The organism is Ideonella sp. A 288 (genome assembly GCF_002198735.1).
In the GTDB taxonomy this organism is placed as follows: Bacteria; Pseudomonadota; Gammaproteobacteria; order Burkholderiales; family Burkholderiaceae_C; genus Pseudaquabacterium.
In genome coordinates this window covers 1-21,462 of record NZ_MWLO01000103.1, presented here as the reverse complement: position 1 = coordinate 21,462, position 21,462 = coordinate 1, and the positions used below count along the sequence as shown (strand labels likewise).

Annotated in this window: 21 protein-coding genes; 15 read left to right on the top strand and 6 right to left on the bottom strand. The window is 70.0% G+C overall.

The features are described from left to right. The first annotated feature begins 141 nt into the window (after positions 1-141). Positions 142-1,032 carry a cache domain-containing protein gene (locus EOINJALH_RS09925; protein WP_088280199.1) on the top strand — a complete coding sequence of 297 codons (891 nt, stop codon included), beginning with the start codon at positions 142-144 and terminating at the stop codon, positions 1,030-1,032. Between the two features lie 34 nt (positions 1,033-1,066). Here the strand turns inward: EOINJALH_RS09925 and EOINJALH_RS09920 are convergent, their stop codons facing one another. From EOINJALH_RS09920 to EOINJALH_RS09905, 4 genes are all read right to left on the bottom strand, one after another. Beyond that, positions 1,067-1,954, bottom strand: coding sequence for a hypothetical protein (locus tag EOINJALH_RS09920; protein ID WP_088280198.1), 888 nt, complete (start codon positions 1,952-1,954; stop codon positions 1,067-1,069). A 506-nt stretch (positions 1,955-2,460) separates the two neighbouring features. Then, positions 2,461-3,018, bottom strand: coding sequence for an N-acetyltransferase (locus EOINJALH_RS09915; protein WP_088280197.1), 558 nt, complete (start codon positions 3,016-3,018; stop codon positions 2,461-2,463). 38 nt (positions 3,019-3,056) lie between these two features. Then, positions 3,057-3,554 (bottom strand): ASCH domain-containing protein, encoded by a 498-nt coding sequence (locus tag EOINJALH_RS09910; protein ID WP_088280196.1) that lies wholly within the window; start codon positions 3,552-3,554, stop codon positions 3,057-3,059. Positions 3,555-3,570: 16 nt separating this feature from the next. Next, on the bottom strand, positions 3,571-4,035 hold the full coding sequence (locus tag EOINJALH_RS09905; RefSeq protein WP_088280195.1) for a cupin domain-containing protein: 465 nt from the start codon (positions 4,033-4,035) through the stop codon (positions 3,571-3,573). Between the two features lie 188 nt (positions 4,036-4,223). Here EOINJALH_RS09905 and EOINJALH_RS09900 point away from each other — a divergent pair, with 188 nt between their 5' ends. Further along, on the top strand, positions 4,224-4,754 hold the full coding sequence (locus EOINJALH_RS09900; protein WP_088280194.1) for an MYXO-CTERM sorting domain-containing protein: 531 nt from the start codon (positions 4,224-4,226) through the stop codon (positions 4,752-4,754). 96 nt (positions 4,755-4,850) lie between these two features. Continuing rightward, complete coding sequence (locus tag EOINJALH_RS09895) at positions 4,851-7,331, top strand: hypothetical protein (RefSeq protein WP_144289957.1); 2,481 nt, start codon at positions 4,851-4,853, stop codon at positions 7,329-7,331. Between the two features lie 55 nt (positions 7,332-7,386). Here EOINJALH_RS09895 and EOINJALH_RS09890 read toward each other — a convergent pair whose 3' ends face one another. Further along, positions 7,387-8,595 (bottom strand): tetratricopeptide repeat protein, encoded by a 1,209-nt coding sequence (locus EOINJALH_RS09890; protein ID WP_158219711.1) that lies wholly within the window; start codon positions 8,593-8,595, stop codon positions 7,387-7,389. A gap of 681 nt (positions 8,596-9,276) precedes the next feature. Here EOINJALH_RS09890 and EOINJALH_RS09885 point away from each other — a divergent pair. The 3 genes from EOINJALH_RS09885 (at position 9,277) to EOINJALH_RS09875 (ending at position 10,515) form a co-directional block, all read left to right on the top strand. Next, positions 9,277-9,636, top strand: a complete 360-nt coding sequence (locus tag EOINJALH_RS09885) for a DUF2513 domain-containing protein (RefSeq protein ID WP_144289956.1) — start codon at positions 9,277-9,279, stop codon at positions 9,634-9,636. A 208-nt stretch (positions 9,637-9,844) separates the two neighbouring features. After that, positions 9,845-10,078 (top strand): CopG family transcriptional regulator, encoded by a 234-nt coding sequence (locus EOINJALH_RS09880; RefSeq protein ID WP_088280206.1) that lies wholly within the window; start codon positions 9,845-9,847, stop codon positions 10,076-10,078. After that, positions 10,075-10,515 carry a TA system VapC family ribonuclease toxin gene (locus tag EOINJALH_RS09875; protein ID WP_088280190.1) on the top strand — a complete coding sequence of 147 codons (441 nt, stop codon included), beginning with the start codon at positions 10,075-10,077 and terminating at the stop codon, positions 10,513-10,515. The genes EOINJALH_RS09880 and EOINJALH_RS09875 overlap by 4 nt, the downstream gene beginning before the upstream one ends. 87 nt (positions 10,516-10,602) lie before the next feature. Here EOINJALH_RS09875 and EOINJALH_RS09870 read toward each other — a convergent pair whose 3' ends face one another. Further along, positions 10,603-11,517 carry a LysR family transcriptional regulator gene (locus EOINJALH_RS09870; protein ID WP_088280189.1) on the bottom strand — a complete coding sequence of 305 codons (915 nt, stop codon included), beginning with the start codon at positions 11,515-11,517 and terminating at the stop codon, positions 10,603-10,605. Between the two features lie 107 nt (positions 11,518-11,624). Here EOINJALH_RS09870 and EOINJALH_RS09865 point away from each other — a divergent pair, with 107 nt between their 5' ends. The 9 genes from EOINJALH_RS09865 (at position 11,625) to rpe (ending at position 21,266) form a co-directional block, all read left to right on the top strand. Beyond that, complete coding sequence (locus tag EOINJALH_RS09865; protein ID WP_088280188.1) at positions 11,625-13,109, top strand: form I ribulose bisphosphate carboxylase large subunit; 1,485 nt, start codon at positions 11,625-11,627, stop codon at positions 13,107-13,109. A 27-nt stretch (positions 13,110-13,136) separates the two neighbouring features. Beyond that, the gene (locus tag EOINJALH_RS09860) at positions 13,137-13,577 is read left to right on the top strand and encodes a ribulose bisphosphate carboxylase small subunit (RefSeq protein ID WP_088280187.1); all 441 of its coding nucleotides are present in this window, start codon (positions 13,137-13,139) and stop codon (positions 13,575-13,577) included. Positions 13,578-13,624: 47 nt separating this feature from the next. Beyond that, complete coding sequence (cbbX, locus tag EOINJALH_RS09855) at positions 13,625-14,620, top strand: CbbX protein (RefSeq protein ID WP_088280186.1); 996 nt, start codon at positions 13,625-13,627, stop codon at positions 14,618-14,620. Beyond that, positions 14,617-15,357 (top strand): HAD-IA family hydrolase, encoded by a 741-nt coding sequence (locus tag EOINJALH_RS09850; protein ID WP_088280185.1) that lies wholly within the window; start codon positions 14,617-14,619, stop codon positions 15,355-15,357. The genes cbbX and EOINJALH_RS09850 overlap by 4 nt, the downstream gene beginning before the upstream one ends. 73 nt (positions 15,358-15,430) lie before the next feature. Beyond that, entirely contained in the window at positions 15,431-16,549 is a 1,119-nt protein-coding gene (locus EOINJALH_RS09845; RefSeq protein WP_088280184.1) for a class 1 fructose-bisphosphatase, read from the top strand. Between the two features lie 28 nt (positions 16,550-16,577). Beyond that, the gene (locus EOINJALH_RS09840) at positions 16,578-17,462 is read left to right on the top strand and encodes a phosphoribulokinase (protein WP_088280183.1); all 885 of its coding nucleotides are present in this window, start codon (positions 16,578-16,580) and stop codon (positions 17,460-17,462) included. Then, positions 17,462-19,471, top strand: a complete 2,010-nt coding sequence (gene tkt / locus EOINJALH_RS09835; RefSeq protein WP_088280182.1) for a transketolase — start codon at positions 17,462-17,464, stop codon at positions 19,469-19,471. Before EOINJALH_RS09840 ends, tkt begins: the two co-directional genes overlap by 1 nt. A 39-nt stretch (positions 19,472-19,510) precedes the next feature. Continuing rightward, complete coding sequence (gene fba / locus EOINJALH_RS09830) at positions 19,511-20,572, top strand: class II fructose-bisphosphate aldolase (protein ID WP_088280181.1); 1,062 nt, start codon at positions 19,511-19,513, stop codon at positions 20,570-20,572. Position 20,573: 1 nt separating this feature from the next. Beyond that, complete coding sequence (gene rpe, locus EOINJALH_RS09825) at positions 20,574-21,266, top strand: ribulose-phosphate 3-epimerase (RefSeq protein WP_088280180.1); 693 nt, start codon at positions 20,574-20,576, stop codon at positions 21,264-21,266. Positions 21,267-21,462 lie beyond the last annotated feature (196 nt).

Here is a 21,462-nt window from a genome sequence, read left to right as displayed (position 1 = left end):
CTCCCTGGGGCCGGACGCCGCCATGCGGTGGCCTGCATCTTGCGTTCAACGGCCGCACCGGCCCCTCGACTGCGCCGCGGGCCCTGGCCCGCGGACCGTGGCGAGCGAGCGCACCGGCACCCTCCACAGGACGTCTTCACCATGCCCCGACATCGTTTCAGCCTCCTCACGATCGCCCTGGCCTGCGCCCTCGCGGCGACGGCCCCCGTCACCCAAGCGGCCGACGCCGCCCCGGCCCCGATGGGCACGGTCGAGCGCGGCCAGGCCCGCCGCGCCGCCGAACTGCTCACCACCGCGGTGGACTACCTGAAGGCCAACGGCCCCGAGAAGGCCTTTGCCGCCTTCAACGACACCAAGGGCCCGTTCGTCAACGGCGCGTACTACGTGTTCGCGGTGGGCCGCGACGGCTTCATGCACGCCAACGGCGGCTCGCCGCTGGGCCTGGCCGGCAAGGCCGCGATCGACCTGCGCGACGCCGCCGGCAAGCCGCTGATCCGCGACCTGCTGGAGCAGGCCGCGACCAGCCCCACCGGCCGGCTCGAATACCACTGGCGCAACCCGGCCAGCAACCGCGTCGAGAGCAAGGTCAGCAGCTACCAGAAGGTGGGCGACGTGATCCTGTGCGTGGGCTACTACACGCCGCGCGCGTCGCTGGAAGAAGCGCAAGACCTGCTGGGCAAGGCCGTGGCCTTCCTGAAGAAGTCGGGCCCCGACGCCGCCTTCGCCGCCTTCAACGACCCGCAGGGCGGCTTCATGCACGACGACCAGTACGTCTTCGTCATCGGCCTGGACGACGGTCGCTACCGCGCCACCGGCGCGTCGCCGCAGCTCACCGGCATGGACGTGCGCGGCCTGCGCGACGCCGCCGGCAAGCCGCTGGTGCAGGAGATGATCACCCTGGTGCAGCAGAAGGACAAGGGCACCGTCGACTACATGTGGCGCAACCCCGCCACCAATGCGGTGGAGGCCAAGCACTCGCTGATCCAGCGCGTGGACCAGCTGATCCTCGGGGTCGGCTACTACTCGCGCTAGCACCCGCCGGGCACCGGCGCCCGGGCGCCGCCGCTCAGCCGCCGAACACCTTGTAGCGCCCGCCGCCGGTGGGCGCGTGGATGAACTCGCGCACGGGCAGGTCGATCCAGCGCTGCTCGACGGTGTCGTACAGCAGCACCGTGGTGTCCTCGTTGAAGGCCGGTGACATGTGCAGCACCGCGCGGAACAGGAAGTCCATCGGCGGCTGGTAGTGCCCGCTGAGGCCACTGATCTTCAGCAGCTTGCCGTCCGAGACGATCCACTCGCCCGCGCCGATGACCCCGCCGCCCTGGCGGAACGAGGAGTGGTGAAACCGGTTCAGCAGGCACACGTTGGTGTAGAAGCGCGCGTCGCCGGTGACCTGGTCGGGCGCGCAAACCCAGATCATCGTGCTGCTGCCCCACAGCTTGCGCTGCGCGTCGGACAGCGGATGGCCCCGCGGGGCGAAGCCGATGGCCGGGTAGCGCTGGCGTTCGCGGTAGGTGTCGAGCCGTTCTCCGCGCCAGGAGATCACCTGCTTCAAGTCCACCGCATAGGGCGAACGGTCGGCCAGGTACTGCACGTGGTGGGCGCGGTCGCGCGCCACGTCCGCCGGGTTGGCGAAGCGCAGGTAGCGCACGCGCCCCTGCCGGTCGACCACGGTCACCCGCAGCGGATCGTTCGGATCCTCCTGGCACACCGCCGGGGCCACCGCGCGGGCCGGCGCCGGGATCGGCGGCATGGCGGCCGCCGCTGGGCGCGGCGGGGCGATCGGATGGCCACCGATGGACGGCACCAGCACCGGCAGCGGCGGCGCAGAGGGCACCGGCGCCACGGCGGGCTCATCGCCCAGGATGTCCAGGACGGGATCCTCGTAGAGATTGGCCTCGGCTTGCAGGGTGAGGTCGCTCTGCTGCTGGCGTTCGACGAGTACGGTGCTCATGCGGGTCTCCACCGGCAAGTGGGAGAGGTGGCTTCATCACTGCGACGGCGGCAGCCTGCCGGCCGGTGCGGGCGGTGACGCCGGGCTCACTTGCCTGGGGCCGCAGCGTCGGCCGCGAGCACGCCAACCATGCTGAGCGCCCCGCCGTGGCCGGTGGTGTCATGCGTCAATGTCGGCCCGGGTCGGGCTTGGGACAGGTCAATGTCCGGCTGCGGAATGGCAAGCCAGGGGACTGGCCACGGGGCCCGACCCGATCTGCCTGCAACTCCGTGGTGTCGTGTCGGCCACCCCGACCGCGCAGTGGGCCTGGCCGCGGGTGCGTGCCTCTCACCCGACGCGTTCATCCTGACTCGGTGGGTCGGGGACGTCAGCAACACGCCCAGGCCATTGCCACCGGCCGCGTCGCACGCGCTCGTGGCGGGCTCGATCGGCTGCGGCACGCGGGATGAGGGGCCGTGGGAGCGACGCCACGCCCGGCCGGGGCCGGCGGCAGGAGCGCCGCGGCCTCAGCCCACCGGCCGCTGCCAGGGCGCGCGTTCGACGTAGCCCGCCCGGCGGAAGGCGCGGACCATCGGGGCGTTGTCGGTGCCGGTGTCGCAGAAGATGCGCCAGCAGTCGGCCTGCCGGAACACGCGGGTGGCTTCGTCGACCAGGGCCCGGGCGTATCCGTGGCCCCTGAAGCCGGGCAGCACGCCCATGTAGAAGATGGTGCCCTGGGGTCGGCCGTCCTTCCAGCGACCGGCGCCCTTGAACAGCACCGGCAGCACGAAGCCCACCGGGCGGCCCTGCGCGTCGAGCGCCGCCCGCCACCAGCCCGCCGGCCGGTCGAAGTGCTGCGGCAGCGCCGCCATCAGGTCTGCCACGGCCCCGGCGCGACCCAGTTGCGCCACCGCGAACCGGTCGGACTCGTCCAGCGAGTGCGCCATCACCTCCCCGATGGCGCCGGCCAGCCAGCCGTCGTCGGCGGTGTCGAAGCGCAGGCCCGGTGCCGCGGCGGGCTCTTGGCAGCCCGGCTCCCAGAGGAACGGGGTCTTCCAGTAGTGGCCGGGTTCCAGGGCGTCCATGGATGATCTCTTGCTGCAAGTGGGCGGCCTGTGCCGGCTCAGGGCGCGCCGGGCGGCCCATCGGCCGACGGCAGCGCGTGCAGCACCTCGAACACGCAGCAGACGACAGGCATGTGCTCGCTGGGTTCCAGGCCCAGCCGGGCGCACTCGCGGCCGAAGTAGGCCCAGTGGCCCCGACGCCAGTCGGCGAGCGAGCCGTCGCCTTCGCCCTCGGTGGCCGCGTACTCGGCCGAGACCTCGTTGAACGGCAGCACCTGCACGCGGGTGAGCCGGGTGACGAAGACCGGCCGGTGCCGGTGGTCGACGACGATCTCGATGTCACCCACCGCCGGCAGGGCCCGGCCTTCACGCTCCATGCCCCACAGCAGCCCGGTGCCCGCCCGCTTCTGGCCGCTGCGGATGAGTGTCAGCAAATACGCCGACAGCTCGGGCGAATCACCGTAGCCGTCGACGGTGACGCGGCCCGGCGGCAGCCCGATGCCCAGCGCCGCCAACGCGCCGACCAGTGATTCGACGGAGGGCAGGTCGGTGCTCATGGCGCATGGGTACGGATCACGCAAACGGGCTGGACGCAGGCGCACCCGCGATCGTCGTCCAGGTGTCGTCGGGCAGCGAGCGGTCGCGCACGCGCACCCGGTCGAGCTCGGGGTAGGTGATGCGGTCCAGCGGTGCCCGGGTGCCCACCACCAGGCAGCGCGTGGGCGCCGCGCTGCGGTTCCACAGGCAATGGCCCACCGGCACCCCGGCCTTGAAGGTGGCCGCGTCACCTGGGTGCAAGACGGTTTCGGTGGTGCCCTCGACCAGCGTCACCTGGCCTTCGAGCACGTAGACCATCTCGTCCTCGGCGCTGTGCCAGTGCGCCAGCGACGAGCGCGTGCCGGGCTGCAGCACCTCGACGAAGGCGCCGAACTGGCCCAGCCCGCCCGCTTCGGAGATCCACAGCGTGAGGTTCGGCGCGCCCGCGGCCGGGGCGTCGCCTTGCTCGCGGATGAACGCGTCGGGTCTGAGGGCCGTCATGGTCGATGGTTCCTGTAGGGGATGGCTGGAAGCGCCTCGGGGACGGTACGGTCGCACAGAACACCAGACGCAGTCAATGCAGGCCGGCGACTCCCCATTCCTGCGGATGCCGGGCCCGGCACCTTGCCCGAGCATCGGCTCCACCGGCGCCATGCCCCGCACCGGGTCACCCCCACACGGAGACGGCAATGATGAAATTCCTGGCCAAGGTCTTGGCGCTGGCCGCGCTCAGTCTGCAGGTGCACGCCACCGTCATCGGGTCGGCCTACACGCCGCTGGGGGGCAACCAGTGGTCGGTGGCGTTCGAGGTGACGAACGACGGCGCCCCGGCGTCGATCGGCGGCTTCACGGTGTACTTCGACGAGGCGCTGTTCAGCGGCCTGTCGGTGCTGGACAGCCCTGCCGGCTGGGACAGCCTGGTGGCGCAGCCCGATGCGGCGCTGCCCGCCGCCGGCTTCCTGGATGCGCTGGTGCTCGACGACGCCGACCAACTGCTGGACGGCGACGTGCTGGGCGGCTTCCGCGTCGCCTTCACCTACCTGGGCGCCGCGGCGCCCGGGGCCCTGCCCTTCGAGATCGTCGACCGCAGCTTCGAGGTGCGGGGCTCGGGCCTGACGGTGCCGTCGGTGGTCGGATCGCAGCCGGTGCCAGAGCCGCCGATGGCGGCTCTGGTGGCCGTCGCGCTGGCCGGCCTGGCCTGGGGACGGCGCCGCCGCTGACGCCGCCCCACCACCTGCCACGACCGAGGGCGCGCCCTCGGCCCCCCTTGTCGTCCCTTGGTCGATGCCGCGCCCCCGGGGCGCAAGGAGCCTGTCATGTCTGCGATCCTTCAACGAGGGGCCCGTGCCGTGGCCGCCTCGCTGTGCCTGTCGACGCTGCTGGTGGCGTGCGGTGGCAGCGGCGAGCCGACCGCCCCGAACGCCCTGAACTCTCCGAACGTTCTCACGGCCGGGTCTCGCGCCACCCGCCTGGCGGTGGCGCCCCCGGCCCCGGCCGTGGGCACCGTGACGGCGGGCAACCTGTCCGGGATCAGCGTGGCCGCGATGGTGCAGACGGCCCAGCGGCGCATCTCGCGCACGGTGTTCGAGTACGACTACCGCCTGACGCTGCACAACACCGGCGCTCCGCGCATCGGCGTGCGCGTCGACCTGGTGGGCGCGGGCGCCGGCACCACCATCGTCCAGCCCCGCGTCGACGCCGGCACGCTGCCGGGCGGCAACACCACGCCGGCCGACACCATCACCCTGCGCCACGACCGCGCGCTGCCTTTTCTGCCGGCGCAGCTGGCCTGGGCCGTCAACGCGCCCGGCGTGGTGGCCGGCACCGCGGCCGTGGGGGCCGCGCTGGCCAACGCCAACGTGTCGGTGACCGACGTGTCGGGCGCCGCGGTCTGTGCCGAGCCGCGCGTGGTCACCAACGGCACGGGCGGCTTCACGTGCACCGTGCAGGCCGGCCGCGTGGCGCCCTTCGTCGTGGTGGTGACCGAGCCCTTCGGCGCGTTTCCGCCGATGGTGAGCATCGTGGCCAGCACGCCCGCACCGGGCACCGCGCTGATCACCAACGCCACGCCGCTGACCACGGCCATCGTGGCCCAGCTCGCACCCCAAGGCAATGCGCTGGCGGTGGTGGCCAACCCGGCCCTCGTCGACCTGGCCGCGCTGGCGCGCACCACCGCCAACGTGCTGGCCCAGCTGGGGCCGGTGCTGACCGCATTGGGCGTGCCGGCGGGCTACGACCCGTTCAGCACCCCGATCCAGGCGGCCACGCCCACGCAGGCCGGCAACACCGCCGACCAGGTGATCGAGATGCTGCGCTTCACCACGGTGAACGGCGTGTCGATGGTGTCGACGGTGGACAACCCGGCCGGCGGCGTGCCGGTGGCCGGCCCGAACACGGCCAACCCGCCGGTGCTGCCCGCACCGGTGCCCGACGCCGTGGCCCTGGCCGACGCCATGCGACAGATCACCCAGTCGATGAACGACTGCTTTGCGCTGCCGGTGGCGCAGCGCGTGCTGGCGGTGGACCTGACCATCCCCGCGTCGGCGGGCGGTGCCGAGGTGACCGGCATGGCGCCGGCCTGCCGGGCCTTCGCGCACGTCACCTACGTGCACAACGGCTTTCGCGTGGGGCAGCGGCTGTTTGGCCTGCTGCACGACGCGCGCATGGTGGGGGCGGCCTTCAGCCTCCCCGAGCTGATGCGCTTCACTGATGACACCACCCCGGCCAACCGCGACCAGGCGGTGCTGAACCTCCGCTATGTGGATGCCAACGGGGTGACCGGCAACCTGATCGAGGTGGCCGAAAAGCTGCCCGGCACCGCCACCGTGGCGCATCCCACCGACTGGTGGCTGCGCGGCAATCAGCAGCCGGTGGACACGGTGGTGCGGGCCTATGTGCGCCGCAGCGACCAGCGGGTGCCCACGCCGGGCGTGGCCCCGTTCGGGGGGGTGGGCCCCAGCCGCTTCGAGAGTGGCATCGAGATCTTCGTCAACAAGGACGGCCCCGGCAGCACCGGCCTGCGCGCCGCGCGCATCAAGGGGCCCGGGCTGCCCGCCGCGGGGGTGGTGCTGACGCGCCCCAACCCGGCCTTCATCACCGACCAGAACTGGCTCAACATCCTCCGCAAGGACGGCATCACCGACCCCGCCCAGACCCCCTTTGCGTCGTCGGCCAACATCTTCAAGCTGCACCGCACGCGGGGCGTGGCCGGCGCCGACGCCAGCCTGACCGCCGCCAACCCCTTCGCGGGATCCAACAACAACACGGACTTTCCCGATTGGGCGCATCCGCTGGACTACGGTGCCCTGGTGGGCACGCCGACCGAGGGCTACATCGACCTGGCCGCACTGAAGGCCCACAGCGCCTACACGCTGGAGATCTTCTACGACGGCGAAGCGGCCCCCCGCCACGTGCTGCCGAAGACCATCCTCACCCCGGTGGTGGCGGCCACCTTCGCGCGCAACCTCGAGTGGATCGCATTCGACGCGGCCACACTGCGCTACCTGGACCCCGCCGATGCGCGGGCCGCCGTCCAGAGCACGATGGACCTGGCGTGGACGGCCAACCCCTTTGCCGAGACGGTGGGCAGCGCCGGCGTCTACACCTTCGCCCCGGGGCTTTCGATCTTGGACGCGGTGGTGCCCGTGGTGCGCGGTGCCACCACCGGCACCGCGGTGGCGCCCGCCGGGTTCCAGTTTCCGGCGCTGACCGGCAACGGGACCAGCGGGCGCACCCTGCAGCTGCGCTACCGCATGCTGGACGGCAGCTACAAGGACAGCGTCTCGCGGTTCAACTGACGCGCCCGACGGACCCGGGGCGGGGGCGGGTGACGCCCGCGCACCGGGTCACGCGTCACGCCTCGAGTTCGACCAGCCAGCCCGGCGTCCAGCCGTCCTGCTCGCGGCGGAACTCGAAGCCTTCCAGCGCGGCGACGGTCCACCCGGCCTCGGTCGCGGCACGTCGCAGGTAGGCCTGCGAATGCGCATAGCGCACGCCGGCGCCGAGGCGCCAGTCGGCATCGGCGGCGTCGGTGGTGTCGCCGGTGGATTCGATCGTCAGCACCAGCACCGCGCCGGGCGCGGCGCTGCGCCGGGCGGCCTGCAGCGGCTCCACCAGCGCGCCGAAGTACGGCAGCACGTCTTGCGCGACGATCAGGTCGAAGGTCTCGGCCGACTGCTGCAGGTGCGCGAGCACGTCGCGCTCCACCAGGTCGTCGTAGAGCGCCTTGCGCTGCGCCACGGCCAGCATCGCCGGCGACACGTCGACGCCGACCAGGCGCGCGCACAGCGGGCGCAGCGCGGCGGCGGCCAGGCCGGTGCCGCAGCCCAGGTCCAGCGCCCGCAGGTCGTGCCGGCCGGCAAATCGCCGCTCCACCGCCTCGCGCAGCCGCTGCGGGCCGTTGGACGCCAGCACGGCGCCGTAGTGCGCGTCGTAGTGCGGCGCGTAAGTGTCGAACACCTTGCGCGCATACGACGCCGGCGCCTGCTCGGGCGCTTCGCCGGTACAGGCGGCCAGCGCATGCCGCGCCTCGGCAGCCTCGGGCGCGATGGCCAGCGCCTTGCGGTACTGCTCGGCGGCCTCGTCCAGCCGCTTCTGCCCGCGCAGCGCGTCGCCCAGCAGGCACAGCGCCGCGACGTGGCCCGGCTGCTGCGCCAGGTAACGGCGCAGGTGCGGCTCGGCGTCGGCATCGCGCCCCGCGTTGAGGTAGGCCGAGCCCAGGTTGGCGGCCAGGGCGGGGTTGTCGGCGGCCACGGCCAGCGCGCGCTCGTACCAGTCGATGCCGGCCTGCAGATCGCCCTTCAGCCGCGACAGCGTGCCCAGGTTGACCATGACCAGGTCGCTGGTGGGGTGCAGCCGGTGCGCCTGGCGCAGGTAGCCCTCGGCGCTGTCCAGGTCGCCCGCCTCGGCCAGCAGCGTGCCCAGCAGGTAGAGCGCATCGACGCTGGCCGGGTTGTCGCGCAGCAGGCGCCGGTAGGTGGCCGCCGCGTCGGCGGGCTGCCCCGCCTCGCGCTGCCGGGCGGCGCGCTGGAGCAGTTCGGCGGCCTTCTTCCTCGAGATCATGGGTGCCCTGTTGTCGCGGTGGATGCCGGGGTGAGATTGTCGCGGGATCGGCGACGGGGCGAGGCCGGGCGTGGCTTGGCTGCCGCGAGAGCTGCGCGTCAAGGGGTGCCGGGCCATGGGCCCCGTGACGCAGCGGAACGAACTGGCCGCAGGTGAGGGCTGCTGTGCGGCAGCCAAACAAAGCGGTGCCAGCAGACGCGAGGCGCTGGCGGATGGCTAAGCTTCGGTGGCCACAGCGCCGGACGGTGGCTGTGCAATCGGACGACAACGTCGTCCCCACGCTCGCGACTCGCAGGAGGCCACCGTGAGCGACCTGGGGCAATGGTCATCGTGTTGATCAACACCCGTCCAGAACGGTCGGCGGGGCCGGCAACTGCGCCTCCAGGAATTCTGTCGATGCCAGCGGCGGACAGCCCCGATCTTTCAACTCGGACGCGCCGATGCCGGCACAGACCGCGCGCTGCCGTTCTTGGCCAAGCGGTCCCAAGGCGGCTCATCCTCACGCATCTCGTAGCCACGACCGCGCACTGACCTTACATTCCCCGTTCAGTGGCCGCCGCGGCGGTTCAGTCCAACGAGGTCTATCTGACGCGGGCAGCACCGCAAGCGCCATATCGAATCGAAGGCGCGTCAGATCAACGCTGTACGTTGGGCCCCTACCTCCGGCAAAGGTGCAATTCGATGAAGCGCAATCTAGATCTGATCCGCGATATCTGCTTGGCGCTCGAGTCCAAGAGCGACCAGGACATTGCTGAGTCGCTCCGCGACAAAGACTACACAGACGAAGAGATTGGATTTCATTCCTACTTGCTGGGAGATGCAGGCTTCGCTCAGGTCGCCGACACCACCACCATCTCAGATTTGCTCCCACAAGCCATCCCGCTGCATCTCACATGGAAAGGATACGAATTCTTGGAGTCTGCCCGCGAAGACAAGAGGTGGGCGAAGGCAAAAGGAGCTATCAGGAAAATTGGCGGAACTTCAATCGAAGTCGCGTTCGACCTGCTGAAAGAATATGCAAAGCAAGAGCTTGGACTCTGAGAGGCCCCTCGAACCGCTCGGTGGATACGCGACCCCCAACGGCAGGCCGCCAGGGCCTGGTCGACGGCACACGGTGCACATTCACAGCCCAATCCCTGGCGTCCTACCGTCGTCGCACGCTCATCTCGAACGCCATACATCAGAAGCCCCGCCTCGCCAACGTCCAGGTGATGTTTGATGTATGATGCGTCGCATCAGGAGCCGCCTCATGCGCACCACCCTCGCCATCGATGACGACGTCCTCGCCGCAGCCAAGCACTTGGCCGAGCGCGATCAAATGAGCGTGGGGGAAGTCATCTCCATGCTGGCCAGGCAAGGCCTCGCTCGCGGGGCTCGAGCTACGCGCAGCGAACGAAACGGTGTCCCGCTGCTGCCCAGTCGCCGTGGCGCAGCCCCGGTGACCCCGGAACTGGTCAACCAGTTGCGCGACGAATTGCCGTGACGGTCTACCTGCTGGACGTCAACGTCCTCATCGCCCTCGTGGATCCGGCGCACATCCAGCACGACCAAGCCCACGACTGGTTCGCACGTGTCGGTCACAAGGGATTCGCCACCTGTCCGCTCACCGAGAACGGACTCATCCGAATCATTGGGCATCCGAAGTATCCCAACTCGCCCGGGCCTCCAAGCGTCGCCCTTCAGTCTTTGGCCGCAATCCGAGGGTTGTCCGGACACTTTTTTTGGCCCGACGATCTCAGCATTGCAGATGCCGAGTTTTTCGCCCCGGAACTCCTGTCCAGCCACTCGCGCGTCACGGACAGCTACTTGCTCGCCCTCGCCCATGCCAAGGGTGGGCGTCTCGCGACGATGGATCAGAAGTTGGCCACCGAAGTCGTGCCCGGTGGCAAGAAGGCACTGGCGCTCATCCAAGTGAACTGATGCCCTTCGCTCGAGTGGACGCGCACCGGCCATGCCTGGTGAGAGCGACGCCTCAAGCGGTCTGACGCGGAGAGCCATTGCTCATAGCTACTCCGCAAACAACGCGGCCAAATGCGCCTCCCCATGCTCCAGCATGAAGTAGCGGAAGGCCTCCGCCGCCGGTGAAAGCAGCTTGGCCGAGGCATTGACCAGGTGCCAGCGCCGCATCAGCGGCAGGCCTTCCACGTGGGGTGCGGCGATCAGGCCGTGGCGAAACTCCAGGCCGATGGTGTGCAGCGACACCATGCTCACACCCATGCCGGCCATCACGGCCTGCTTGATGGCCTCGGTGCTGTCCATCTCCATGATGAACATCGGTTGCAGGCGGTGGCCGGCCAGGTATTCCTCCAGCGCAGCGCGGGTGCCCGAGCCACGCTCGCGCACGATGAAGCCTTCGTTGGCCAGCGCGCTGGCCGGCACGCTCTCGGCGCGGGCGAAGGGGTGGCCGGGCGCCGTCACCAGCACGTGCGGGTGCATCGCGAATGGCTCGGCGCGGTTGGGCCATTCCTTGGGCGGGCGGCCCATCACCGACACGTCCACCTCGTTGGCCTGCATCAACGCCACCAGCTGCTCGCGGCTGCCCAGCTTTAGCCGCACCTCCACCGCCGGGTGCTCGGCATGGAACTGCGCCAGCAGCTGCGGCAGGAAGTACTTGGCCGAGCTGACCATGCCGATGGTCAGGCGCCCCGATTCGGCCCGGGTGAAGCGGGCCATCGCGTCCTCGGCCTCCTTCAGCGTGGACAGCAGGCGGCGGGCGTAGACGACGAAGTATTCGCCCGCGGTGGACAGCGACAGGCGCCGGCCGGCGCGGTCGAACAGCGGCAGGCCCACCTGCGATTCGATCTCCTTCACCTGCATCGACACCGCCGGCGGCGTGAGGTGCAGCACCTCGGCCGCGCGCTGCACGCTGCCCTGGCGAACCACCTCGGTGAACACCTTGAGCTGGCGGAAGGTGATGTTCATGATTAAGGAAAAGCTTATCTCAAAGCGAAGTATAACTGACTTTACCTGAATCGATGCCGTTCCTACAGTCGCCTCACTCCCACCCATCCCCCATGTCTGGAGACACCATGAACTCCCCCGTCGAAAGCAGCGTCGTCGCCGACGCCCAGATCCTGGACAAGAAGCAGCGCTACTCGGCTGGCGTGCTCAAGTACCGCCAGATGGGCTACTGGGACGCGGACTACGTGCCCAAGGACACCGATACGCTGTGCCTGTTCCGCATCACGCCGCAGGAGGGCGTGGACCCCATCGAGGCCGCCGCCGCGGTGGCCGGCGAATCCAGCACCGCCACCTGGACGGTGGTGTGGACCGACCGCCTGACGGCCTGCGACAGCTACCGCGCCAAGGCCTACAAGGTGGAACCGGTGCCCAACAACCCGGGCCAGTACTTCGCCTGGGTGGCCTACGACATCATCCTGTTCGAAGAGGGCTCGATCGCCAACATCACGGCCAGCCTGATCGGCAACGTGTTCTCGTTCAAGCCGCTGAAGGCCGCGCGCCTGGAAGACATCCGCATGCCGGTGGCGCTGGTGAAGACCTTCAAGGGCCCGCCCTGCGGCCTGGTGGTCGAGCGCGAGCGGCTGGACAAGTTCGGCCGCCCGCTGCTGGGCGCCACCACCAAGCCCAAGCTGGGCCTCTCCGGCCGCAACTACGGCCGCGTGATCTACGAGGGCCTGAAGGGCGGGCTCGATTTCATGAAGGACGACGAGAACATCAACTCGCAGCCCTTCATGCACTGGCGCGACCGCTTCCTGTACGTGATGGAAGGCGTGAACAAGGCCAGCGCGGCCACCGGCGAGGTCAAGGGCAGCTACCTGAACGTGACCGGCGCGACGATGGAAGACATCTACGAGCGGGCCGAATTCGCCAAGCAGCTGGGCAGCGTGGTGATCATGGTCGACCTGATCATCGGCTGGAGCGCCATCCAGAGCATCGCCAACTGGGCGCGCAAGAACGACATGATCGTGCACATGCACCGCGCCGGCCACGGCACCTACACGCGGCAGAAGAACCATGGCGTGTCGTTCCGCGTGATGGCCAAGTGGCTGCGCCTGGCCGGCGTGGACCACCTGCACACCGGCACCGCGGTGGGCAAGCTCGAAGGCGACCCGATGACGGTGCAGGGCTACTACAACGTCTGCCGCGACAGCTACACCAAACAAGACCTGCCGCGCGGCCTGTTCTTCGACCAGGACTGGGCCGACATGCGCAAGGTGATGCCGGTGGCCAGCGGCGGCATCCACGCCGGCCAGATGCACCAGCTGATCGACCTGTTCGGCGACGACGTGATCCTGCAGTTCGGCGGTGGCACCATCGGCCACCCGGCCGGCATCCAGGCCGGTGCGGTGGCCAACCGCGTGGCGCTGGAATGCATGGTCAAGGCCCGCAACGAGGGCAAGGACATCAAGAACGAGGGCCCCGACATCCTGCGCAAGGCGGCGCAAAGCTGCACGCCGCTGAAGCAGGCGCTCGACACCTGGGGCGACATCTCGTTCAACTACGCCAGCACCGACACCAGCGACTACGCCGTGACCCCAGGCGTCTCGGCCTGAACGCCCACCGCCCAAGGAGAACCGACCATGATGACCAACCCCACCGGCCGCATCACGCAGGGCATGTTCAGCTTCCTGCCCGACCTCACCGACGACGAGATCGCGCTGCAGATCGACTACGGCCTGAACAAGGGCTACGCCTGGAGCGTGGAATACACCGACGACCCGCACCCGCGCAACACCTACTGGGAGATGTACGGCATGCCCATGTTCGACCTGAAGGACGCCGCCGGCGTGCTGATGGAACTCAACGCGTGCCGCAAGACCTTCCCGCAGCATTACATCCGCCTGATGGCCTTCGACTCGACGCGCAACACCGAGAGCATCGTGATGAGCTTCATCGTCAACCGGCCGTCGCGTGAACCCGGCTTCGGCCTGGTGCGGCAGGAGGTCGAAGGGCGCACCATGCGCACCACGGTGCACAGCTACGCCACCGACAAGCCCGAAGGCGAGCGCTACGGCGCCTGAGGCACGGCACGCCCCGACCGCCCGGCCCTCAACGACCATCGACCACCATGAGCGCCCCGCTCTACACCATCCCGGGTTCCACCCGCACGGCCGACTCGGCCGCTGCGGGGGCCACTGCGCCCGCCGCACATCCTGCGGCGGGTGCGGCTGCGCCTGCCACCGTGGCCGAGGTGCTGGCGCAGAGCCAGGTCGAGTCGGTGATGGACGAACTCGACCGCGACCTGATCGGCCTGGCGCCGGTCAAGCAGCGCATCCGCGACATCGCCGCGCTGCTGGTCATCGACAAGCTGCGCGCGCAGCACGGCCTGGCCGCGCAGGCGCCGTCGCTGCACATGTGCTTCACCGGCAACCCCGGCACCGGCAAGACCACCGTGGCGCTGCGCATGGCGCAGATCCTGCACCGGCTGGGCTACGTGCGCAAAGGCCATGTGGTCAGCGTGACGCGCGACGACCTGGTGGGCCAGTACATCGGCCACACCGCGCCCAAGACCAAAGAGGTGCTGAAGAAGGCCATGGGCGGCGTGCTCTTCATCGACGAGGCCTACTACCTGTACCGGCCCGAGAACGAGCGCGACTACGGCCAGGAGGCCATCGAGATCCTGCTGCAGGTGATGGAGAACCAGCGCGACGACCTGGTGGTGATCCTGGCCGGCTACAAGGACCGCATGGACACCTTCTTCCAGTCCAACCCCGGCATGCGCTCGCGCATCGCGCACCACCTCGACTTCCCCGACTACAGCGCGCCCGAGCTGCTGCAGATCGCCGACCGGCTGCTGGCCGACCAGAACTACCGCTTCGCCGACGGCGCCCGCGAGGTGTTCGATGCCTACCTGGCGCGGCGCATGGCGCAGCCGCACTTCTCCAATGCGCGCAGCGTGCGCAACGCGCTCGACCGGGCGCGGCTGCGCCAGGCCTCAAGGCTGTTTGCCGACCGCGAGCGCGCGCTGACCCGCGACGACCTCACCACGATCGCGGCCAGCGACATCCTGGCCAGCCGCGTGTTCAACGACAGTGGCGACGACGCCGGCAAGGATGCGACATGAGCACGCCCACCGGCCGGCCGCCGCTGCGTGCGCTGATCTTCGACGTCGACGGCACGCTGGCCGACACCGAACACGCGCACCTGGCCGCCTTCAACCAGGCCTTCGGCGAGGCCGGGCTCGACTGGCACTGGGACCTGCCCACCTACCTGCGCCTGCTCGAGGTGTCGGGCGGCAAGGAGCGCATCGCCCACCACTGGGCGCAGGTGCGCGGCGATGTGCAGGCGCTGGACGCCAGCGCGCTGGCCGACACCGTGCAGCGCATCCACGACCTGAAGACAGCCGCCTACGAGCGCCGGGTGCAGCAGGGTGCGGTGCAGATGCGCCCCGGCGTGCTCGCCCTCATCCGCTCGGCCCATGCCGCCGGGCTGCGCCTGGCCATCGCCACCACCACCTCGCCGGTGAACATCTCGGCGCTGCTGCGCGGGGCGCTGGGGCCTGACTGGACGATGCTGTTCGAGGTGATCGAGGACGCCTCCACCGCGCCGCGCAAGAAGCCGCACCCGCAGGTGTACCAGCAGACGCTGGCGCGCCTGCAACTGCCGGCCGCCGACTGCCTGGCCTTCGAGGATTCGGCCAACGGCCTGCAGGCCGCCCGCGGCGCCGGCCTGGCCACAGTGATCACGCCCAACGATTTCAGCGCCCACCACGACTTCACCGGCGCGCTGCGCGTGCTGCCCTCGCTGCAGGGCATCAGCGTGGCCGACCTGCGCGCATGGCACGCCGCCGCACCGCGCTGACCCCGATCACCACCCGCCCGATCACCACCTGCCCGCTCCCCGACCGCACGACCCCCGACCCCGAGAGAACGCCATGCCGATGTCGCACCGACTCACCCTGACCCAGTACCTGATCGAGCAGCGCCGCCGCTTCCCGGGCGCCAGCGGCGACTTCAACGCGCTGATCCTCGACGTGGCCCTGGCCTGCAAGGCCATCGCCCGCGCGGTGGCCTTCGGCGAGCTGGGCGCCACGGCCACCCCGAACGGCGCCGTCGCCGCGCTGAACGGCCTGGCCGACGCGGGCGGCCAGACCAACGTGCAGGGCGAGACGCAGAAGCCGCTGGACGTGATCAGCAACCAGGTCTTCATCAAGCTCAACGAATGGGGCGGCCACTGCGCGGGCATGGTGTCCGAAGAGCTGGACGAGCCCTTCCAGATCCCGGCGCCGTTCCCGCGCGGCAAGTACCTGCTGGCCTTCGACCCGCTGGACGGGTCGAGCAACATCGACGTCAACGTCTCGGTGGGCAGCATCTTCAGCGTGCTGCGCGCGCCGCAAGAGGTGGTGGACAGCGGACGCGACATCACCGAGGCCGACTTCCTGCAGCCCGGCACCAAGCAACTGGCCGCCGGCTATGCGATCTATGGCCCGACGACGATGCTGGTGCTCACCGTGGGCGCGGGCGTGGCCGGCTTCACGCTCGACCCGAGCCTGGGCGAGTTCATGCTCACGCACCCGCGCATCCAGGTGCCGGCCGACACGCACGAGTTCGCCATCAACGCGTCGAACAGCCGCTTCTGGGAGCAGCCGGTGAAGCGCTACGTGGACGAATGCCTGGCCGGCAAGACCGGCCCGCGCGGCAAGGACTTCAACATGCGCTGGATCGCCAGCATGGTGGCCGAGGCGCACCGCATCCTGATGCGCGGCGGCGTGTTCATGTACCCGCGCGACACCAAGGACGCCGCCAAGCACGGCCGCCTGCGCCTGCTGTACGAGGCCAACCCGATCGGCTTCATCATGGAACAGGCCGGCGGCCGCGCCAGCACCGGTCGGCAGAACGTGCTGGGCGTGCAGCCCTCGTCGATCCACCAGCGCATCGGCCTGGTCTTCGGCTCGCGCAACGAGGTCGAACGCATCGAGCGCTACCACGCCGAGCCGGCCAAGTCGGAGCGCGAGAGCCCGCTGTTCGCGCCGCGCAGCCTGTTCAGGGACTGAATACCTTCATCTGCATCGAGGAATCGCCATGTCAGAACGACACCCCATCATCGCGATCACAGGATCGTCCGGCGCCGGCACCTCGTCGGTGACGCGCACCTTCGAGAACATCTTCCGCCGCGAGAACGTCAAGGCCGCGGTGATCGAGGGCGACAGCTTCCACCGCTACGACCGGCTCGAGATGCGCAAGCGCCAGGCCGAGGCCGAGAAGGCCGGCGACAAGCACTTCAGCCACTTCGGCCCCGAGAACAACCTGTTCCCCGAGCTGGAGCAGCTGTTCCGCAGCTACGGCGAGACCGGCACCGGCCAGCGCCGCAAGTACCTGCACGACCCGGTGGAGGCGGCGCCCTACAAGCAGGACCCCGGCACCTTCACCCCCTGGGAGACGCTGGCCAACGACACCGACCTGCTGTTCTACGAAGGCCTGCACGGCGCCGTGGTCACGCCCGAGGTGAACATCGCCAAGCACCCCGACCTGCTGATCGGCGTGGTGCCGGTGATCAACCTCGAGTGGATCCAGAAGCTGTACCGCGACAAGAACGTGCGCGGCTACTCGGCCGAGGCGGTCACCGACACCATCCTGCGCCGCATGCCCGACTACGTGCATTACATCTGCCCGCAGTTCGCGCACACGCACGTCAATTTCCAGCGCGTGCCGGTGGTCGACACCTCCAACCCCTTCATCGCGCGCGACATCCCGGCGGCCGACGAGAGCATGGTGGTCATCCGCTTCTCGCAGCCCAAGGGCATCGACTTCCAGTACCTGCTGAACATGATCAACAACTCGTGGATGTCGCGGGCCAACACCATCGTGGTGCCGGGCGGCAAGATGGAGCTGGCGATGCAGCTGATCTTCACGCCCTTCATCTGGCGCATGATGGAACGGCGCCAGCGCGCCCTGGGAGCGCTGTGATGACTACCCAATCCCAACTCGCAAAGCGAATGTCCAACGCCATCCGAATGCTGGCAGTGGACGCGGTGGAGAAGGCCAAGTCGGGCCACCCCGGCGCGCCGATGGGCATGGCCGAGATCGCCGAGGCGCTGTGGCACCGCCACCTGAAGCACAACCCGACGAACCCGCGCTGGGCCGACCGCGACCGCTTCGTGCTGAGCAACGGCCACGGCTCGATGCTGCTGTACGCGCTGCTGCACCTCACCGGCTACGACCTGCCCATGAGCGAACTGCAGGCCTTCCGCCAGTTGCACAGCAAGACGCCGGGCCACCCCGAGGTGGGCATCACGCCGGGCGTGGAGACCACCACCGGCCCGCTGGGCCAGGGCCTGGCCAATGCGGTGGGCATGGCGCTGTCCGAGAAGCTGCTGGCGGCCGAGTTCAACCGCCCGGGCCTGCCCATCGTCGACCACATGACCTATGTGTTCCTGGGCGATGGCTGCCTGATGGAAGGCATCAGCCACGAGGTGTGCTCGCTGGCCGGCACGCTGCGCCTGTCGAAGATCGTGGCGCTGTACGACGACAACGGCATCTCGATCGACGGCCATGTGGAGGGCTGGTTCACCGACGACACGCCCAAGCGCTTCGACGCCTACGGCTGGAACGTCATCGCCGCGGTGGACGGCCACGATGCCGACGCGGTGGACGCCGCCATCCGCTCGGCGCGCGAGCAGGCACAGCGCCCCGACGGCAGGCCGACGCTGATCTGCTGCAAGACCACCATCGGCCAGGGCTCGCCGCACAAGGCCGGCACGCACGACGTGCACGGCGCACCGCTGGGCGCGGCCGAGGTGCAGGCCACCCGCGCGGCGCTGGACTGGACGGCCGCGCCCTTCGAGGTGCCGGCCGACGTGTCCGCCGGGTGGGACGCGCGCGCCCGCGGCGCCGCCGCCGAATCGGGCTGGCGCGCGCTGTTCGAGGCCTATCGCGCCAAGTACCCGACCGACGCGGCCGAGTTCGAGCGCCGCCAGCATGGCGCGCTGCCGCCGGCCTACATCGACCGCATCGCCGACGTGTTCAGCGCCATCGCGGCGCAGCCCGCCGCGGTGGCCACCCGCAAGGCCAGCCAGAACGCGCTCGACGCACTGGCGCCGTTGCTGCCCGAATTCTTCGGCGGCAGCGCCGACCTGACGGGCTCGAACCTCACCAACTTCAAGGGCTGCGTCAAGGCCGGCCGCGACCTGCCGGGCAACCACCTGTCGTACGGCGTGCGCGAGTTCGGCATGGCCGCGATGATGAACGGCATGGCGCTGCACGGCGGGCACCTGCCCTACGGCGGCACCTTCCTGACCTTCAGCGACTACAGCCGCAACGCCGTGCGCATGGCCGCGCTGATGAAGCAGCGCGTGGTGCACGTGTTCACCCACGATTCCATCGGCCTGGGCGAAGACGGGCCCACCCACCAGAGCGTGGAGCACGTGCCGAGCCTGCGGCTGATCCCCGGGCTGGACGTGTGGCGCCCGGCGGACGGGCTGGAAACCGCCGTGGCCTGGGCCTGCGCGGTGGAACGCCACGACGGCCCCAGCGCGCTGGCGCTGTCGCGCCAGAACCTGCCGCGACTGCTGGACGACGCGGCCCGCGCGGCCGAGGTGCGCCGCGGCGGCTACGTGCTGTCGGACATGGTCGGCGCCCGCGCGGTGATCATCGGCACCGGCTCGGAAACCTCGCTGGCGATGGCCGCGCAGGCCTTGCTGGCGGCCGAGGGCATCGCCACCCGCGTGGTCTCGATGCCCTGCACCAACGTGTTCGACCGCCAGGACGCGGCCTGGCAGGACCGGGTGCTGCCGCTGGCCCTGCCCACCGTGGCGGTGGAGGCCGCGCAACCCGACTTCTGGCGCAAGTACGTGGGCCGCACCGGCGCCGTGATCGGCATCGCCACGTTCGGTGAGTCGGCCCCGGCCGCCCAGCTGTACGCCCACTTCGGCATCACCGCCGAGCGCGTGGCCGACGCTGTGCGCCAACGCGTCTGAACGTTCCTTGCCCTGTCCTCACTTTCCCTGGAGCTTCCCATGCCCCTGATCTCGCTGCGCCAGATGCTGGACCACGCCGCCGAGCACGACTACGGCGTGCCGGCCTTCAACGTCAACAACATGGAGCAGATGCAGGCCATCCTGCAGGCCGCCGAGGCCAACGATGCGCCGGTGATCCTGCAGGCCAGCGCCGGCGCGCGCAAGTACGCCGGCGAGCCCTTCCTGCGCAAGCTGGTGGAGGCGGCGATCGAGCAGTACCCGCAGCTGCCGATCTGCCTGCACCAGGACCATGGCGCGTCGGCGGCGGTGTGCCAGCAGGCCATCCGCTCGGGCTTTTCCAGCGTGATGATGGACGGCTCGCTGATGGAAGACCAGAAGACGCCGGCCAGCTACGAGTACAACCTGACGGTGACCTCGCGCGTGGTGGAGATGTCGCATGCGGTGGGCGTCAGCGTCGAGGGCGAACTGGGCTGCCTGGGCTCGCTCGAGACCGGCACCGCGGGCGAGGAGGACGGCGTCGGTGCCGAGGGCACGCTCGACCACTCGCAGCTGCTCACCGACCCCGACCAGGCCGCCGACTTCGTGGCCCGCACCGGCGTCGATGCGCTGGCCATCGCCATCGGCACCAGCCACGGCGCCTACAAGTTCAGCCGCCAGCCCACCGGCGACATCCTGGCCATCGACCGCATCGCAGCGATCCATGCGCGCATCCCCGACACCCACCTGGTGATGCACGGCTCGTCGAGCGTGCCGCAGGAGTGGCTGGCCACCATCCGCGAGTTCGGCGGCGACATCCGCGAGACCTACGGCGTGCCGGTGGAAGAGATCGTGCGCGGCATCCGCCACGGCGTGCGCAAGGTGAACATCGACACCGACATCCGGCTGGCGATGACCGGCGCGATGCGCAAGGTGATGTTCACCAAGCCCGACGAGTTCGACCCGCGCGCCTTCCTGAAGGCCGCCACCGCCGCCGCGCGCCAGGTCTGCGAGCTGCGCTTCCAGGCCTTCGGCTGCACCGGCAAAGCCTCGAAGATCAAGGTGCTTCCGCTCACCGCGATGGCGCAGCGCTACGCCGGTGCCGCGCTGAAGAAGGCTGCCTGACATGGCGCAGCCCACCGTCATCGCCCCCAGCATCCTGTCGGCCAACTTCGCCCGCCTGGGCGACGACGTGAGCCGCGTCGTCGAGGCCGGCGCCGACTGGATCCACTTCGACGTGATGGACAACCATTACGTGCCCAACCTGACCTTCGGGCCGATGGTCTGCGAGGCGCTCAAGCCCCACGCTGGCAAGGCCCTGATGGACGTGCACCTGATGGTCGAGCCGGTGGATGCGCTGGTGCCGCTGTTCGCCAAGGCCGGCGCCGGGCTCATCAGCTTCCACCCCGAGGCCACGCGCCACGTCGACCGCACGCTGCAGCTCATCCGCGATGCCGGCTGCCTGGCCGGCCTGGTGTTCAACCCCGGCACGCCGCTGGCCTGGCTGGACCATGTGATGGACAAGCTCGACCTGGTGATGCTGATGAGCGTGAACCCAGGCTTCGGCGGGCAGAGCTTCATCGCGTCGACCCTGCCCAAGCTGCGCCAGGTGCGCGAGCGCATCGATGCGCACGCGCGCGAGACCGGCCGCACCATCCGCCTCGAGGTGGACGGTGGCGTGAAGACCGACAACATCGCCACCATCGCGGCGGCCGGCGCCGACACCTTCGTCGCCGGATCGGCCGTGTTCGGCAGCGCCGACTGGGCGGCCACCATCGGCACGCTGCGCCGCGAGGCCGGCAAGGCCAGCGCCATGTGATCCCAGCTTGACCACAGGCTGGTCACAGCTTTTCCCCAGCTTGCCCACAGCCTGAACCCATACTGAGCGGCGGCACCGCACGCGCGGCGCCGGGGCGTCTGCCCTCCCGGGTGGGCGGGCATCGGCCTACCGGGGCCGGCCTCATCCGGGGTGCTGCCCCGCGGTGCACCGAGTCGTCCTCCTGGCCGGAGGGCAG